Below are 16,191 nucleotides of genomic sequence, written 5' to 3' on the forward strand. Positions count from 1 at the left end.
ACCCATCCCGACACGACGGCGAGCGGTGCGCCCCGGTGACGGCTGCTGCTCCGGCAACCCGGCGCCCGGCGGTGTGGCCGCCCGGGGCGCGAATGTCTTGGTTTCCCTCGCGGGAGAAAGCGGTTACCAGACGGCGGCGGTCAGCGCCTCACCGAGGTCCAGCTCGCGGCTGGTCTGGTTCAGGTCGGACTCGACCATCATCCGCATCAGTTCTTCGAACGTCACGACCGGCTTCCAGCCGAGTTCGGTGCGGGCCCGCGTCGCGTCGGCGCAGAGCACCTCGACCTCGGCCGGGCGCACCAGGCTCGGGTCGATCACGACGTGGTCGCGCCAGTCGAGCCCGACGGAGGCGAACGCGATCTCGGCGGCCTCGCGGACGGTGTGCATCCGGCCGGTGCCGATGACGTAGTCGACGGGCTCGTCCTGCTGCAGCATCAGGTGCATCGCGCGGACGTAGTCGCCGGCGAAGCCCCAGTCGCGGACCGCGTCGAGGTTGCCCAGCCGCAGCTCGTCCTGCACCCCCAGCTTGATCCGCGCGACCGCGCTGGAGATCTTGCGGGTGACGAACTCCATCCCGCGCCGCGGCGACTCGTGGTTGAACAGGATGCCCGAGACGCCGAACATCCCGTACGACTCGCGGTAGTTGCGGGTGATGTAGTGGCCGTAGGCCTTCGCGACGCCGTACGGGCTGCGCGGGTGCAGGATCGTCCGCTCGTTCTGCGGGGTTTCCGCGGCCTTGCCGAACATCTCCGACGACGAAGCCTGGTAGAAGCGGATCCCGCCGCCGGTGGTGGGCCGCGACTTGTCGAGCCCGCAGACCATCCGGATCGCTTCGAGCACCCGCAGCGCGCCCATGCCGTTGACATCGGAAGTGAGCTCGGCCTGCTGCCACGACATCGGGACGAAGGAGATCGCGCCGAGGTTGTACACCTCGTCCGGCTGCACCAGGTCCACCGCCGCGACCAGGCTCGCCTGGTCCAGCAGGTCGCCGTTGACGAAGCTGAGCTCCGTGGCGAGCTTGCTGACGCGCAGCTTGCGCGGATTGGCCTGGCCGCGCACCAGGCCCCACACCTGGTACCCCAGGCCCAGCAGGTACTCGGCGAGGTAGGAGCCGTCCTGCCCCGTGATGCCCGTGATCAATGCTCGTTTCGTCATGGTTCTCCCACGTCCACCGGCCGGCTGCGCCCACGGCTTCCCGAGACTGCCGCTGATCGGCTCCCATTGGACGCCCCGCCGACTCGGGAAAACATTGGAGAATCCCGGTGTTCCGCGGCGATCACTGGTGTTTTCCAGTCGCGGGCGGCCCCATTCTGGCGCTTTCCTCCCATCCCCGAGCCGAGCGAGGAACCGATGGCCTTTGCCTACCCCGTGTCCCAGCCGTACCTGACCGGGCGGGAGAGCGACTACGTCACCGAAGCGGTCGGCACGGGCTGGATCTCCGCGCAGGGACCGTTCGTGACGCGGTTCGAGGCGGCTTTCGCCGAATGGAACGGCGTCGCGCACGGCGTCGCGTGCTCGTCGGGAACGGCGGCGCTGACGCTGGCCCTGCGCGCGCTGGGCGTCGGCCCGGGCGACGAGGTGCTGGTGCCCGAGTTCACCTTCGTGGCTTCGGCGTGGGCGGTCACCTACACCGGCGCGACGCCGGTGTTCGTGGACTGCCGCGACGACCTCACGATCGACCCGGCACTCGCCGAGGCGGCGATCACGCCGCGCACCAAGGCGATCATGCCGGTCCACGTGCACGGACGGCGGTGCGACATGGACGCCGTGATGGAGCTGGCGTTCGAGTACAACCTGCGGGTGGTCGAGGACTCCGCGGAGGCGCACGGCGTCCGCCCGGTCGGCGACATCGCGTGCTTTTCGCTGTACGCCAACAAGATCGTGACGGCGGGCGAGGGCGGGATCTGCCTGACCGGCGACCCGCGCCTGGCCGCCCAGATGGCGCACCTGCGCGGCTTCGCGACCGGCAAGGCGCACGACTTCGTGCACAAGAACCTGGCGTACAACTTCCGGATGACGAACCTGCAGGCGGCCGTCGCGCTGGCGCAGGTCGAGCGGCTGGACGAGATCCTGGAGCTGCGGTCGCAGATCGAGAAGCGCTATGACGAGCGTCTGGACATCCCGGGCATCACGCGGATGCCGGGCCGCGACGTGCTGTGGATGTACGACCTCCTGGCCGAGGACCGCGACGAGCTGAAGGCCCACCTGGCCGCGGCGGGCATCGAGACGCGGGTGTTCTTCCCGCCGATGAGCCGCCAGCCGATGTACCTCAGTCCCACGTGGACGGACCTCAACGCGGCGAAGTTCGCGTCCGCCGGCCTGTGTCTGCCCACGCACACGGGACTGTCCGAAGCGGACCAGGACACCATCGCCACCCGCGTCCGCGACTTCTACGGCGTCCGCTGACGCGTCGCTTTCACGTGAAAGCGACACGGAGGGCGGACCTCCGGATCACTTTCACGTGAAAGTGCGAGCCGGGAGACGGAAGAACCGCCCACCGGGGAGGTGGGCGGTTCGGTTCGTGGGGCTCCGGCGGGCCGCCCGCACAGTGGGGCAGACGACCCGCCGGAAGCAAGGGGCCGGCGGGGCCCGGCCTGGGGGTCACCGGGCGCCCGCCGGCGCGGGCCGGGTGAGTCCACGAAGCTCCCCGGCCGCACAGGGGCGTCAGGCGGGTGCCTGTTCCGCCGAATCGAGGTCGCGGGCCAGCAGCTCGGCGACCTGCGTCACCGCGTCCTCGGCACCTTCGCCTTCCGCCGTCACCAGCACCTCTTCGCCGCCGCGGACGCCGAGGGCCATCAGCGCGAGGATGCTGGCCGCGTCGACCAGCTGGTTCTCGTCGCGGCCGATCTTCACCGGCACCGGCAGGCGCCCGGCCAGCTCCACGAGCAGCTTCGCCGGCCGCGCGTGCAGCCCGACGGGCGAGCCGATCACCACTTTCCTACTGGACATCAGGATTTCCCCATCTCGTGAACGCTGGTCTTCCGTGATCCTGCTGGATCTACGTTGTGGTGGCCGTTCCGGTCGGTCAGGTGGGCTTTCCGGTCGTGGCCGGGTGCGCCCCGATGGACGTCACGGCGCCCGGAACGGCCACCATGCCGACCGGAGTGGCCGACTCGGCGACCGGAAAAGCTAGTCGACCGACCGGGCCGAGAACTCTTCGACGACCTTCCGCGCCGACGGCACGTCCGGCGCCCCCAGCACTTCACCGGCCAGGATCCGGCACTGCTCCACCGTGTAGTCCTTCAACGCGGCCCGCACCGCCGGGACCGCGGACACCGACATCGACAGGCTCGTGATGCCCAGCCCCGCGAACACCGGCGCCAGGCCCGGGTCGCTCGCCGCCTCGCCGCAGATGCCGGCGGGCTTGCCCGCTTCCTGCGCCGCCGCGGCGACGTTGGCCACCAGGGCCAGCAGCGCCGGCTGCCACGGGTCCAGCAGCTCGCCCAGCTCGCCGAGCATGCGGTCGGCGGCGTAGGTGTACTGCGAGAGGTCGTTGGTGCCGATGCTGACGAAGTCGACCTCCGCCAGGATGTCCCGCGCCCGGATGGCCGCGGCCGGCACCTCGATCATCACGCCGACCTTGCCGATCCCGTGCTCCCGCGCCAGTTCCCGGAACGCCGCCGCCTCCGCCGGGGTGGCGATCATCGGCGCCATCACCCGCACGTCCGCGTCGTGGTCGGCCGCCGCCAGGCTGATCGCCTTCAGCTGCGCGGCGAGCAGGCCCGGGTTCCGGACGCCGACGCGGTAGCCGCGTACACCCAGGGCCGGGTTCGGCTCGTCCTCGGTGTTGGCGAACGGGATGTACTTGTCGGCGCCGGCGTCGAGCGTGCGGATGACGACCTGGCGGCCGGAAAACCCGCGCAGCACTTCGCCGTACGCCGCCCGCTGCTCCTCGACCGTCGGGGCTTCCGTGCGGTCCAGGAACAGGAACTCGGTGCGGAACAGCCCGACCCCTTCGGCGTCGGCCGCGGCGTCGGAGGCCGCCCCGCCGGCGCTGCCGACGTTGAGCAGCAGCTTGACCGGGTGACCGTCCGCCGTGGCGCCGGGACCGCTGTGCGCGGCGAGCTTTTCCTTCAGCGACGCCGCTTCCGCTTCGATCCGGTGGACGTAGTCGTCGTCCGGGTCGACGGCGACCGTGCCGCGGGTGCCGTCGACCGCGATCCGCTGCCCGTCCGCCAGGCCCGCGGCGCCGGCGCAGCCGACCACCGCGGGGATCCCCAGTGCGCGGGCGACGATCGCCGTGTGGCTGGTCGGGCCGCCCTTCTCGGTGACGATGCCGAGCACCTTCGCCGGGTCGAGCAGCACCGTGTCGGCCGGCGCGATGTCCTGGCCCACCAGGACGAACGCGCCGTCCACCGCCGGGATGCCCGGCTGGGCCAGGCCCAGCGCGGCGGCGATGGCCCGGTCGCGGATGTCGATCAGGTCCGCCGCCCGCTCGCCGAGGTAGCCGCCGATGGCCTCCAGCGCGGCCACGTGCTTGCCGAACGCGTCGCGGATGGCCCAGGCCGCGGGACGGCCGCCGGCCACCCCGTCGGCGATGCCGGTCCGCAGCGACGGGTCCTGCGCCATCATGATCTGGGTGTCCATGATGGACTTCGACTCGCCCGACACCGAAGCCGCGCGCTTCTCCAGGTCCGCCACCGCCGCGTCGAGCGCTTCGGTCGCCGCCGCCAGCTCCGCTTCGGGAGCCGCCGGGGCGTCCCAGTGCTCCGGCAGCACCGGGGGCGGCGTCAGCCGCACCACCGGGCCGGCGGCCGCGCCCGGGCTCGCCGGGTTGCCGCGCAGTTCGTCAACCACCGTTGGTCGCCTCCTCAGGGTCCGCACGCACCGCTTACGCGGAAACGGTGCCCGGCTCGATCGTCACCTTGATCGCCTCGCCGCTGCTGACGATGTCGATCGCCTTCAGCACGTCCGACAGCGGCAGGTGGTGGGTGATCAGGTCGTCGACCGGGACCTTGCCCGAGGAGATCAGCTCGAGCGCCTGGCGGTTGTGGTCCGGGCTGGACCCGTTGGCGCCGTAGATGGTCAGCTCCCGGTAGTGCACCAGGTTCGAGTCGCACGCGATGATCGGGTTGTCCTTCGGCAGGCCGCCGAAGAAGCTGATCCGGCCGCGGCGCGCGGTCATCTTCAGCGCGTCCTCCTGGGCCTTGCCCGCCGCCGCGGCCGTGATGACCACGTCGGCGCCGTCGCCGCCGGTGAGCTCGAGGACCTTCTCGACGACGTCGACCTCGCTGCCGCAGATCGCGGCGTCCGGCTTGACGAGGTCGGCCGCCAGATCCAGCCGGTTGCGGTTGAGCTCGACCAGGTAGACCGCGGCCGCGCCCTTGGCACGGGCCAGCCGCACGTGCAGGCAGCCGATCGGGCCGGCGCCGACGACCACGACGACGTCGCCCTCGCCGACCTGCGCGAAGTTCTGTCCATTGAGGACACACGCGAGCGGCTCGGCGACCGAGGCCTCGGCGTAGCTGACGCCGTCGGGGATCCGGTTGACGCCGTCGACCTTGAGGACCTGCTTCGGCACGATCATGTACTCGGCGAACCCGCCGTCGAAGTGGTAGCCCATCGACAGCTGGTTCGGGCAGACCTGCTGCAGCCCCTTGCGGCACTGCTTGCACTCGCCGCACGGGATGGCGGCGATGACCTGCACGCGGTCGCCCGCCGCCCAGCCCGCCGTGTTCGCGCCGGTTTCCACGACCTCGCCGGCGATCTCGTGGCCGATCACGCGCGGCGGGTCGATGTGGTGGTGCCCGTGCCGGAAGATCTTCAGGTCGGTCCCGCAGGTCGACGTGTTGTGCACGCGGATCTTGATCTCGTCCGGGCCGGGCTTCGGCTCGTCCGCGTCTTCGACCCGCAGGTCACCGGGCGCGTAGAAACGTGCCACCTTCATCGGGAAAACTCCTCGTCCACTTCGTTCAACAGTCGCAGGATCGTTTCGGCGTCCGGTGCCTCGCGCAGCTGCTTGACCTGTTCGGAGTCCATCAGGATCCGGGCCAGCGAGGACAGGATCCCGACCTGCTCCGAACCCTTGGCCGCGATGCCGACGCAGAGCCGGACGTCGTTGCCGTCCCAGTCCACCCCGGCGGGGAACTGGAGGATCGCCAGCGCGGTGCGCTTGACGAACTTGCGGGATTCGTCGGTGCCGTGCGGGATCGCGACGCCCTCGCCGAGGTAGGTCGACACCGACTTCTCGCGCGCGTGCATCGCGTCGAGGTACCCCGGCTCCACCGCCCCCAGTTCGAGGAGCTTGTTCCCGACCTGGGTGATCGCGTCCGCCTGGTCGGGGGCGGTGCAGCCGATGAGCACGGACTCGGGCCCGAGGATGGTGGCGTCAGTCGGCAAGGGAACCGCCGTCCCGGATCGCCTGCTCGACGCGGTCGAAGACCGGGTCGCCGAGGAAGCTCTGGAAGCCCAGGATCACCGCGCCGGTACCGGCCTTGCGCGCCCGGTTGACCAAAGTGGACTGGCACAGCACGACCTGCGCGTCCGCCGGGATCTCGTTGACCGGGGTGTGCTCGACCTTGACCGAGTACGGCTTCAGCCGCTTGGCCAGCTGGGAGGCGACCATCACGCTGCTGCCCATGCCGGCGTCGCAGGCGATGATGACCTTCTTGACTTCCTTGCCTTCGATGCTGCTCATCCTCGTGGTTCCTTCCTTCGATCGACGGTGATCGTCACGCCACCGAGCCACCGGCGGCGATCGCCGCGGCGCGTTCTTCCTTGCGGGCGTCCCGCCCGAACTTCAGCAGCACCGCCGCGACGATGAACGACACGGCCGCCGCGATCACGACACCGGCGATCACGCCCACGTAGCCGCCCTTCGGCGTCACCGCGAGGACCGCGATGATGCTGCCCGGCGACGGCGTGGCGGTCAGGCCGGCGTTGAAGATGCTGAACGTCGCGACACCGGCCGCGCCACCGGCGATCGCGGCCAGGATCAGCCGCGGGGTCGCCAGGATGTACGGGAAGTAGATCTCGTGGATGCCGCCGAGGAACTGGATGACGATCGCGCCCGGGGCGGTGGCCCGCGCGCTGCGGGCGCCGAAGAAGGTCAGCGCCAGCAGGATGCCGAGGCCGGGGCCGGGGTTCGGCTCGATCAGGAACTCGATCGCCTTGCCGTCCTTCAGCGCGTCCGCCACGCCCAGCGGGCTCAGCACGCCGTGGTTGATCGCGTTGTTGAGGAAGAGGACCTTGGCCGGCTCGACGATGATCGAGACCAGGGGCAGCAGGTGCGCGTCGATCAGGCCCTGCACACCGTTGCCGAGCGCCTTGGTGATGCCCTGCACGACCGGGCCGATGCCCAGCATGCCCAGCACCGCCATCGCGCCGCCGATGATGCCGGCGCTGAAGTTGTCGACCAGCATCTTGAAGCCCGGCGCGGTCTTGCTGCCGACCTTCTCGTCCCACAGCTTGATCAGGAAGCCGCCCAGCGGGCCCACGATCATCGCGCCGAGGAACATCGGGATCGACGCGCCGACCGCGATGCCGACCGTCGCGACCGCGCCGACGACCGCACCGCGCTGGCCGTGGACCATCCGGCCGCCGGTGTAGCCGATCAGCACCGGCAGCAGGAAGTTGATCATCGGGTCGACGAGCTCGGCGATGTGCGCGTTCGGCGTCCACCCGCTCGGGATGAACAGCGCGGTGATCAGGCCCCAGGCGATGAACGCGCCGATGTTCGGCATGACCATGCCGGCGAGGTGCCCGCCGAACCGCTGGATGCCGACCCGCGCGCGTTCCGCCCTCGACGGAGTGGCTTCCTCTTCGCGCTCCGCAGTGGTAGTCATCGTTGGCTTCCTTTTCTGGGAAAGGGGTTGGGGAGGGATCGCCATCCGGGGATGGCGGTGAGCGGTCCGGGCCGGCGCGCTACTCGCGCACCTTCTCGTCCCACTCCGGACGCGGGTCCACCCGCACTCGACGCGCCCCCACGTCTTCGGGACCCGGCATCGTGCTTCCGGGCAGCGACACTGCTGCCGCTCCCCAGGCGACGGCTGTGGCCAGCGCCTGCGGGCCACTCCCCCCTGCCGCCAGGAAACCGGCGAGCATCGCGTCGCCGGCACCGACCGAGCTGCGCGGTTCGGCCGATGCGTTGGCGCACCAGACCCCCGCTTCCTCCACCAGCACGGCACCCTTGCTGCCGAGGCTGGCGAGAACCGTGCCCGCGCCGAGCGCGCGGAGTTCCTGTGCGGCGTCGACGACGTCCCGCACGGTGTCCAGCTGCCTGCCGACCGCTTCCTCGAGCTCGTCGAGGTTCGGCTTGACCAGCGCCGGCCCGGCCTTGACCGACGTCCGGAACGCCGGGCCGCTGGTGTCCACGACGACCTTGGCGCCGGTGGTGGCCAGGCGCGCGATCAGGTCGGCGTAGAAGTCTTCACCGGCACCGGGTGGCAGGCTTCCCGCCGCCACCACCCATTCCGCGTCGGCCACGTGGGACATCAGGGTGTCGCACAGGGTTTCCAGTTCCGCACCGGAAAGGTGCGGTCCGCTCTCGTTCACCTTGGTGACGGTCGCGTCCGGTTCGACCACGCTGATGTTGCTGCGCACGGGTTCCGCGGTCGGTACCCGGACCACGTCGATGTTGTAGTCGTGCAGCAGGCTGATCAGGTGGTCGCCGTCGGCGCCGCCGGCCGGGACGACCGCACGGGCCTTGAGCCCGTTGCGCACGAGCGCGCGTGCGACGTTGATGCCCTTGCCTCCCGGCTGGACACGCGCACCCGTAGCCCGGTGCAGCTCGCCCCGGATGAGCCGGTCGACCTCGATCGTCCGGTCCACACTCGGGTTCGCCGTCAGGGTCACGAACACTTCAGCACACCTCCGCCGGGGTCCTCGTTGATTTGGTTGATATTGCCTGTGTTCATCTGCGTTTGCAAGACCCAACTTCACCGGAAGTTCAACCGTTATCTTCGGAAGCACCTGATCTTTGCGCTGTGGCCAGGAAGAACGTCGACCACACCGCGTGGCAGAAAACCAACACAAAGCCATATCAACGGCCCCGTCGGCGAACCCGACAAAGCGGGCCGGGTCGCCCTCCGGTTCTCCGAAGGTCACCCGGCCCGCCAAGCTGTTTCCGCACGTCACGCCGCTTCGCCCACCGTCCCGAGCGCCGCGGCTCCCGCTCGCGTCAGCCGGGCCCGCACCCGCTGCCCCACCCGGCCCGGCCGCGCCGGGGCCAGCAGGCCGCGGTGCGCGAGCTCGTGGGCGGTGTACTGGTCGCAGCACACCAGCCCGTCGATGTAGAGGTCGGGCTCGCAGCTGCACGCGATTTCCGCGCGGCCGGCCGCGACCGCGCGCAGCATCGCCAATGCCCGGTGGGTCAGTTCGTCCGGGAGCTTCGTCGCACCCATCGCGGCCACGGCCCCGTCACCGCACGAAGTCCGGCAGCGCGCGGGGAGGCCACGACCCGACCCCGAAGATGCCCATGGAGTAGGCCTTCGAGATCAGCGCCGGCCGGTTCTTCACCTTCATCTTCCGCAGCAGCGTCGTCACGTGGTACTCCACGCCGCCGCGGCTCATGTAGAGGTTGGCCGCGAGCTGGATCGTGGAGACCCCGGAGGCGACGCCTTCGAGGATGCGGGCGTCGATCTCGGACAGGATCTTCTTCTTGCTGCAGGCCACCTGGTTGCCGCGCTCGTTCTTGTCCGGCCGGAACACGACCGTCAGGCTGTCGAGCCGGTCGCCGACGCCGTGCACCGTCGAGCCGATGAACTCGCCCGAAAGCGTCGTGCCGTTCTCGCGCATCACCAGGATCCGCTCGACGAACCGGCTGCGCTCACCGCGGGCCAGCAGCCGCAGCTGGTTCTCGACCTTGCTCCGCACGCTGGGGTGCAGCAGGTCGCAGAGACCGGTGCCGGTCACCGCGTCCGAGCTGCGCTCGAAGACGCGGAAGAACTCCATGCTGGCCGACACGATCCGCAACCGGTGGTCGAGGTTCACCATGCACATCTCGGGGGTGATCGCCCGCAGCGCGGGCTTGCGGGGGGCGGTCCGGGCGGCCCGGTCCACGACCACGGCCACTTCGGCACCCACAGCCAGATCCGCAACGTCCGCACTCATGAAGGCATTCCTTTCTCCGGCTGGAAGCTGAAGCCCCGGGGGCGAGAAGGCCGACGGCTGCGAGTCACTGGGTGAGCCGTGTCTCCGGGGTGATGCAGATCATGTTATGCACGCTTGATTATCCCGGGCAACACAATCCGGACACCCGGTCTTAACACTGTGGTGCGGGGGCGGTGGGGGTACGGAGGTACGGACCGCCGTGCGGTGCGGTGCGGTACCGAACCCGGGCACAGGCGGGCAACCGCGCTGCCCTTTTGGCTCCTGACCTGGGAAATCCGGCGATCCGGGGGTCCGTACCCCCGCACCCCGCACCGCACCCGCGTACCGAACCCCGCACGCGGAGTGCGGGGTTCGGGGTGCGGCAAGGGGAATCAGCTCTCCTGGTCGAGCGCGCCGAGCCGCTCGATGAGCTCGGCGCGGCCGCTGACCTCGAGCTTGCGGTAGGTGCCGGTGAGGTTCTTCTCCACCGCGCGCCGGGTGACGCCGAGGGAGTCGGCGATCCGCTGGTTCGTCCAGCCCTGGACGACGAGCCGCGCGACCGCGGCTTCGGTTTTGGTGAGGTTTCCCAGGCTGTCGCCGGAAAACCGCAGCACGGGGCCGTTCAGCTCGGTTTCGCCGGTGCCGTCCAACCAGGACGCGCCGATCGCCTTGACCAGTTCCCGGCCCTCCGCCAGCAGTTCTTCGGCGTCGGGCAGGCCGGCGTCGAGCAGCCGGGCACCCAGTACGACGGCGGTGCGGGCGCGCTCGACGACGTTCTCCGACTCGCGCAGGATGCCCGCCGCCTCCTGCAGCAGCGCGATGCCGTCCGCGCCGCCGGTCAGCATCCCCTGCAGGCGCAGGGAACGCCCGACGCTCAGCGGGGTGCCCCAGGCTTGCGCGAACTGGTCCTCTTCGGCCGCGTGCGCCTGGGCCGCGGCGAGGTCGCCGAGCCGCTGGCGCACCAGCGCCGCCCAGATCCGCCACGGGTACTGGGGAGTGGTGACCCAGCCTTCGCGTTCCAGGCGCCGCCCGCAGTCGAGGAACCGTCCCAGCGCCGTCGCCGGGTCGCCGCGGACCAGGTCGATCATCCCGCGGGTCAGCCGCCGCGCGGCGAACACGCGGTGGTCGGTGCCGTCCATCGGCGTGCCCAGCAGGCGTTCGCCGAGCTCGGGATCCTGCGTCTCCAAAGCGATCTGGGCGAGGGTGGTGACCGACCGGGCGAGCGCGTCCGGCCAGGCTTCGTGGTCGGTGCCCTCCAGGACGCCCAGCGCGATCCGCCGCGCCTTGGCCAGCTCCCCTTGCGCCAGCTTGACTTCCGCGAGCTCGGCGGCGATCAGCGGCGCGGTGTCCGGCCAGTGCTCCTGCGCCGCCTGCGCGGCCGCGGTCAGCGCGGGCTCGAGCACGGCGGCGCCGTCGGCGAGGACCGCGGTGGACACCAGCAGCGGCAAGGACGTGTAGGCGTGCCGCGGGTCGAGCGGCTCTTCGCTGACCAGTCGCTTGAGGACGGTCTCGACGTCGTCGACCGGCACGCTGCCGGACAGCACCGCGGAGTGCAGCAGCACCACGGCGAGCTCCCGGCCGGCCGGGGTGTCCAGGCGCTCGGTGAGCTCGAGTTCGGTGAGGCGGGCCAGCGCGGCCTCGCCCCGGCCGGGCTGCCCGATGCCCGGGTACCAGGTCCGGGCTTCGGCCCGCAGCGCCAGCTCCGCCGGTTCCCCTTCGCGCAGCACGGGTTCGACGGCGGCGCGCACGGCCGCGCCGACGTTCGGCGCCGCCGCGGCGAACGCGGGCGGGATCCACAGCGCCGCTTCCGCCTGCTGCGGCCCGGGCGGCAGCAGCGACAACGCCTGCGACAGGTGCCGTGCGGCGGCGACCAGGTCGAAACCCCGTTCCGCGGCGGCGAGCTCGACGAGCAGCCTGCCGCGTTCTTCGCTGTCGGGCGCGGTGTTCAGCAAGGCCCGGCGCAGGTAGCGCGCCGCGAGTTCGCCGGCCCCGCGCTCCAGCACGCTGCCCGCGGCCGAGCTGAGGATCCGCACTTCCCAGGGGTCTTCGGCGATGCCGACCTTCATCAGCGTCTCGGCCACCCGCTCGGCCGGGCGGCCGTGCTCGTAGAGCAGCCTCGCCGCGCGCCGGTAGAGGTCTTCGCGCAGTTCGACCGGGATCGCGGACTCGATGCCGTCCCGCACGCTCGTGGTGACGAAACCGATCCGCCCGTCCTCGCGGCCGGCCAGGCCCAGCCGTTCCAGGTGCTGCACCGCGGCGGAGTACTCGACGTCGTCGAGCCCGACGAGGTCGGCGGCGAGCCCGGGCTCGGCGAGGTCGCCGAGCACCGCGACCGCGCGGGCCAGCGCGAGCACCGCGGGCGGCTGCGACCCCAGCGACATCAGGACGCGGTGGTCGAGCAGCCGCACGGCTTCGGCTTCCGCGGCCGCGGTCTGCGCGGCGACCGGCCGCAGCCCTTCGGCGACCAGTCCGGTGAGGACGGTCGCGACGTCGGCCGGGTTGCCGCGGGAAACCTCGTGCAGCATCGCGGTGAAGGGTTCCTCGGCGCGTTCGCCGAACGCGACCTCCGCCATCGACGCGACCGCGGACCGCGAAAGCGGTGCGGGCACGACGATCCGCGCGGCCGCGGTCACCAGTTCGTGCACCAGCGGGTACTTCGGCGCCTCGCACTCGTCGGCCAGCGCCAGCGCGAGCAGGATCCGCGACCCGCTCAGCCGCTTGGCGAGGTAGCCCAGCAGGCGCAGCGATCCCTGGTCGGCCCACTGCAGGTCGTCGACGATCACCACGACCAGGTCGTCGTGGGACATCGCGTGCACGACCGTGTGCAGTCCATAGAGGACGGCTTCGGTGGGCAGGTAGTGCTCGTGGCCGTCGGTGATGAGCCGTTCTTCGGTCAGGGCGCGCAGGATCTGCTCGGACGCGCCCTGGAACCACCGGTCCCGCTCGGCTTCGCCGGCCGCGACGAGCACCGGGCGGCACAGCTGCTGGGCGATGCCGAACGCGAAGTCCTCTTCGAGCCGGGTGGCGTCCGCGCGCAGCACCCGCGCGCCCGCGCCGAACGCCGCCGCCGTGGTGTCCCGCAGCAGCGCGGACTTCCCGCTGCCGGCCGGGCCGCTGACCAGCAGCACGGAACCGTCCCCGCCCGCGGCCGCGTTCAGCGCGGTCGCGATCGCGGCTCGTTCGGCGTCTCGCTCCAGCAGCACCGGCCATCAACTCGCTGCGGAGCCGGGGCTCATCAGCTCGGCGAGCTGCCCCCGGCCGGTCACGGTCAGCTTGCGGTAGATCCGGGTCAGGCGCAGCTCCACCAAGCGGCTGCTCAGCTGCAGCGCCCGCGCGATCTCCGGGTTGGTCCGGCCCGCGGCGGCGAGCGCGGCGATCCGGGCCTCCTGTTCGGACAGTGCGCCCGCGGGGCCGGCGGCGGGCCGCGCGGCGGCGTCCGGCCCGCGGCGGGCCAGCCGGCCGGAGACGTCGCGGATCTTCTCCGCGAGCCCGGCCGGCAGCAGCTGCGGCCGCAGCGTCGCCACCCGCCCGATCAGGGCGGTCGCCTCGGCGACGTCCCCGTCGTCGAGGCGCGCGGCGGCGAGTTCGGTGACGGCGGTGAGGAAGTCGACGCGCCGGGCGGTCCCTTCCAGCAGCAGGACCGCGCGTTCCAGGTGCGCCCGGCGCTCGCCGCCGGTGAAGACGTCGGCCAGGCGCAGGCTCGTGGCCCCGCGCGCGCCCGGCACGCCCCAGGTTTCCGCGCGTGCCAACGCTTCCCGCGCCAGTTCGGCGGCGCCGTCGGAGCCGGAGCGGGCGAGTGCCAGCGCCGCGCCGGTCCGCCAGGGCAGGTCGACGGGGTTGCCTTCGCGCCGTCCGGTGGTGCCGCGGCCGGCCGCGCGGAACGCTTCGAGCGCGGCCCGCGCGTCGCCCTTGGCCAGGTGCACGCGGCCGCGTTGCAGCAGCAGGTACCCGGCGGCCAGCCCGTCGTCGGCACCGGGCGGGAGCACCGGGCCCACCGCGCGTTCGGCTTCGTCGAGCCGCATCGCGGCCAGTGCCGCTTCCGCGCGCACGGCCCGCAGGCCGGGCAGCGCCCGCGGGTGCCAGGCGCGTTCGGGCAGCCGCGCCACCGCGGCTTCGAGATCCGCCTGCGCCTGGCCGAGGTTGCCGCGGCGCAGTTCGCAGCGCGCCCGCAGCAGCACCGCGTTCGCCGCGACCGCGCGGGCCCCGGCCCGGACCGCGTCCTGGTGGACGTCGGTGAGGCCGAGCACCGCCTCGGAAAGCTCGTCGGCGCACAGCAGCACCCACGCGGCACCCAGGCGCAGGCTGTGCGGCAGGTTCGCGCGCGGTTCGAGCGCGAGCCGGGCGAGGTCCCGCGCCCGGCCGGGTTCCCGGCCGCGGCGGGCGAGTTCGACCGCGGTCGTCGCCGCGCGCACCGGGTCGGTGTCCCCGGGTTCCGCGCGCGGCACGTCGAAGGCGGGCGCCGGGACCACCGGGCCGGCCGCGCAGTCCTCCTGCGCCAGCCTGCCGAGCGCGGCCAGCGCGGACGTCCCCGCCTCGAACCCGCTGCGGCGCCGGCAGGTCGCGGCGATCACCCGGTGCGCGGTGCGGGTGTCGCCGCGGGCGAGCAGGTGGTCGGCCGCCTCGAGCAGCACCGCGCCGGAGACCTCCGGGCCGGTGTCGAGCAGGACGCGCTGCAGGCGCTGGTCGCTCAGCTCCGGTTCGTCGGCGACCTCGGCCAGCGCGAGGCCCAGCATCAGCTTCCGGCGTTCGGCCGGGCTGACCGGCTCGCGCAGCGCCCGGCCGAGCAACCGGGCCGCGCCCGCGTCGTCCCCGAGCACCCGGCGCCGTTCCGCGGCCCGGCGCAGCGTCGCGACCGCCCACGACGCGCCGACCGGGCGCACCTGGGCGAGCAGCTCGGCGAGCTGATCGTCCGGCACCGCCGCGCGGTAGGCCAGTTCGACGCACCGGTTCGCGAGCTCGCCGCGGCCGGCCGCGCTCAGCGTGCCGAGGGCGGCGTCGGCGGTGGTGCCGTCGGCGATGCGCGTCGGCGCGCCGTCCCGCACCAGGCCGAACCCGACCAGCTGGCGCAGCGCGTCGCCGACGCGGCCGGCGAGCGGGCCGGCCAGGTTCGTCACGAGGTCGAAGTCGAGCAGCCCGCGGCACACCGCGATGGCGCGCAGCAGGGCCAGCGCGTCGGCGGGCAGCGCGGCGATGGACACGGCCAGCTCGGCGGCGCGGACGTCGGCGAGGTGCGCGCTGACGGCGGGCAGGTGCCCGGCCACCGGCTCGCCCCCGGCGGCGGCGAGCCGTTCGAGCACCGGCGCGACGAGCGCGGGCCGCCCGCCGGTGAGGCCGTGCAGGCCCGTGGTGAAGCGCGGGTCGGGCAGGCTGCCGGGGAAGCGGTCGGCGACCAGCTGCCGCAGGCCGTCTTCGCTGAGCAGCCGGACGGCGACGGTGTCCCCGCCGGGCACGGCCGCGTGCTCCCCGGTGGCGAGCACGGACCGCACCAGCAGCATCGGTGCCTGCTGCAGCCGGTGTTCCATGGCTTCGAGCCAGGCTTTGGAACCGGGGTCGGCCCACTGGGCGTCGTCGACGGCGATCAGCAGCGGCCCCTGGCTGGCGACGCCCACGAAATCACCGCACAGGGTCGGGATCGACCGCTCGGCCGAGGCGCGGCCGCAGGAGCGCGGCCCGCCGTCGAGCCGGCAGTCGGCGTCGGCGATGTCGGCGAACAGCCGGTTGATGACGCCGCGGTGCACGGCCGATTCCCCGGGCGAACAGGAGGCGAAGGCGGTGATCACGCCGGCGACCCTGGCTTCCCGCACGGCGGCGGCGAGCAGCGCGCTGCGCCCCGCCCCGCGCGGCCCGACGACGGTCACCTGCCCGGACCGCCCGGCCAGCACCCCGCGAATCCCGCGGCGCAGCACGGCGATCTCGTCTTCCCGTTCGACCAGCGGCGTTTCGGCGGTGCGGCGCGAGCGGTCGTCCCGCTCCCCGAGCCACGGAACGGTCAGCACCGGCGCGGGGACGGCGGAGCCTTCGGTGGGCAGGACAGGCGCGACCGGCCACGCCGATCCGGCACTCCCTGGTCCGGGCACCACTATCACCCTCCGCCCCACAGCGGCTCCTTGCCGTCACGCCGCCGGCGGTGTGCCGGTGGGTGACGTGGCTCTCCAGCCTAAG

The 16,191-nt window shown here is 72.6% G+C and carries 13 protein-coding genes; 1 reads left to right on the forward strand and 12 read right to left on the reverse strand.

The features are described from left to right. Nucleotides 1-123: 123 nt before the first annotated feature. Nucleotides 124-1,155 carry a GDP-mannose 4,6-dehydratase gene (locus EIY87_RS20185; protein ID WP_125310439.1) on the reverse strand — a complete coding sequence of 344 codons (1,032 nt, stop codon included), beginning with the start codon at nucleotides 1,153-1,155 and terminating at the stop codon, nucleotides 124-126. 195 nt (nucleotides 1,156-1,350) lie between these two features. On the opposite strand from EIY87_RS20185, the gene EIY87_RS20190 reads away from it, so the two are divergent. Beyond that, on the forward strand, nucleotides 1,351-2,406 hold the full coding sequence (locus EIY87_RS20190; RefSeq protein ID WP_125310441.1) for a DegT/DnrJ/EryC1/StrS family aminotransferase: 1,056 nt from the start codon (nucleotides 1,351-1,353) through the stop codon (nucleotides 2,404-2,406). Between the two features lie 258 nt (nucleotides 2,407-2,664). Here the strand turns inward: EIY87_RS20190 and EIY87_RS20195 are convergent, their stop codons facing one another. The 11 genes from EIY87_RS20195 to EIY87_RS20245 all read right to left on the reverse strand — a co-directional run bounded on the left by EIY87_RS20195 (nucleotide 2,665) and on the right by EIY87_RS20245 (nucleotide 16,106). Beyond that, nucleotides 2,665-2,949 carry an HPr family phosphocarrier protein gene (locus tag EIY87_RS20195; protein ID WP_191984193.1) on the reverse strand — a complete coding sequence of 95 codons (285 nt, stop codon included), beginning with the start codon at nucleotides 2,947-2,949 and terminating at the stop codon, nucleotides 2,665-2,667. Between the two features lie 180 nt (nucleotides 2,950-3,129). Continuing rightward, a complete protein-coding gene (gene ptsP / locus EIY87_RS20200; RefSeq protein WP_125310446.1) occupies nucleotides 3,130-4,797 on the reverse strand; it encodes a phosphoenolpyruvate--protein phosphotransferase in 1,668 nt (555 codons plus the stop codon). 34 nt (nucleotides 4,798-4,831) lie between these two features. Further along, nucleotides 4,832-5,887 carry a zinc-dependent dehydrogenase gene (locus tag EIY87_RS20205; protein ID WP_125310448.1) on the reverse strand — a complete coding sequence of 352 codons (1,056 nt, stop codon included), beginning with the start codon at nucleotides 5,885-5,887 and terminating at the stop codon, nucleotides 4,832-4,834. Next, nucleotides 5,884-6,339 carry a PTS sugar transporter subunit IIA gene (locus tag EIY87_RS20210; protein WP_125310451.1) on the reverse strand — a complete coding sequence of 152 codons (456 nt, stop codon included), beginning with the start codon at nucleotides 6,337-6,339 and terminating at the stop codon, nucleotides 5,884-5,886. Before EIY87_RS20210 ends, EIY87_RS20205 begins: the two co-directional genes overlap by 4 nt. Further along, nucleotides 6,329-6,637 carry a PTS lactose transporter subunit IIB gene (locus tag EIY87_RS20215; protein ID WP_125310453.1) on the reverse strand — a complete coding sequence of 103 codons (309 nt, stop codon included), beginning with the start codon at nucleotides 6,635-6,637 and terminating at the stop codon, nucleotides 6,329-6,331. The genes EIY87_RS20210 and EIY87_RS20215 overlap by 11 nt, the downstream gene beginning before the upstream one ends. Nucleotides 6,638-6,671: 34 nt before the next feature. Continuing rightward, entirely contained in the window at nucleotides 6,672-7,784 is a 1,113-nt protein-coding gene (gene mtlA / locus EIY87_RS20220; RefSeq protein WP_125310455.1) for a PTS mannitol transporter subunit IICB, read from the reverse strand. Nucleotides 7,785-7,863: 79 nt separating this feature from the next. Beyond that, nucleotides 7,864-8,799, reverse strand: a complete 936-nt coding sequence (gene pfkB, locus EIY87_RS20225; RefSeq protein WP_125310458.1) for a 1-phosphofructokinase — start codon at nucleotides 8,797-8,799, stop codon at nucleotides 7,864-7,866. 272 nt (nucleotides 8,800-9,071) lie between these two features. Next, a complete protein-coding gene (locus EIY87_RS20230) occupies nucleotides 9,072-9,341 on the reverse strand; it encodes a hypothetical protein (RefSeq protein ID WP_125310892.1) in 270 nt (89 codons plus the stop codon). A 16-nt stretch (nucleotides 9,342-9,357) separates the two neighbouring features. Continuing rightward, entirely contained in the window at nucleotides 9,358-10,050 is a 693-nt protein-coding gene (locus EIY87_RS20235) for a helix-turn-helix transcriptional regulator (protein WP_225439951.1), read from the reverse strand. A gap of 371 nt (nucleotides 10,051-10,421) precedes the next feature. Further along, on the reverse strand, nucleotides 10,422-13,232 hold the full coding sequence (locus tag EIY87_RS20240; protein WP_125310460.1) for an AAA family ATPase: 2,811 nt from the start codon (nucleotides 13,230-13,232) through the stop codon (nucleotides 10,422-10,424). Nucleotides 13,233-13,238: 6 nt separating this feature from the next. After that, a complete protein-coding gene (locus EIY87_RS20245; protein WP_158641317.1) occupies nucleotides 13,239-16,106 on the reverse strand; it encodes an AAA family ATPase in 2,868 nt (955 codons plus the stop codon). Nucleotides 16,107-16,191: the final 85 nt, after the last annotated feature.

This window comes from Amycolatopsis eburnea, assembly GCF_003937945.1.
Taxonomy (GTDB): domain Bacteria; phylum Actinomycetota; class Actinomycetes; order Mycobacteriales; family Pseudonocardiaceae; genus Amycolatopsis; species Amycolatopsis eburnea.

Coding starts and splice junctions, on each gene's coding strand:
- EIY87_RS20190 (WP_125310441.1), top strand. CDS start 1,351: ATGGCCTTTGCCTACCCCGTGTCCCAGCCGTACCTGACCGGGCGGGAG.
- EIY87_RS20185 (WP_125310439.1), bottom strand. CDS start 1,155: ATGACGAAACGAGCATTGATCACGGGCATCACGGGGCAGGACGGCTCC.
- EIY87_RS20230 (WP_125310892.1), bottom strand. CDS start 9,341: ATGGGTGCGACGAAGCTCCCGGACGAACTGACCCACCGGGCATTGGCG.
- mtlA (WP_125310455.1), bottom strand. CDS start 7,784: ATGACTACCACTGCGGAGCGCGAAGAGGAAGCCACTCCGTCGAGGGCG.
- EIY87_RS20205 (WP_125310448.1), bottom strand. CDS start 5,887: ATGAAGGTGGCACGTTTCTACGCGCCCGGTGACCTGCGGGTCGAAGAC.
- EIY87_RS20235 (WP_225439951.1), bottom strand. CDS start 10,050: ATGAGTGCGGACGTTGCGGATCTGGCTGTGGGTGCCGAAGTGGCCGTG.
- EIY87_RS20195 (WP_191984193.1), bottom strand. CDS start 2,949: ATGTCCAGTAGGAAAGTGGTGATCGGCTCGCCCGTCGGGCTGCACGCG.
- EIY87_RS20215 (WP_125310453.1), bottom strand. CDS start 6,637: ATGAGCAGCATCGAAGGCAAGGAAGTCAAGAAGGTCATCATCGCCTGC.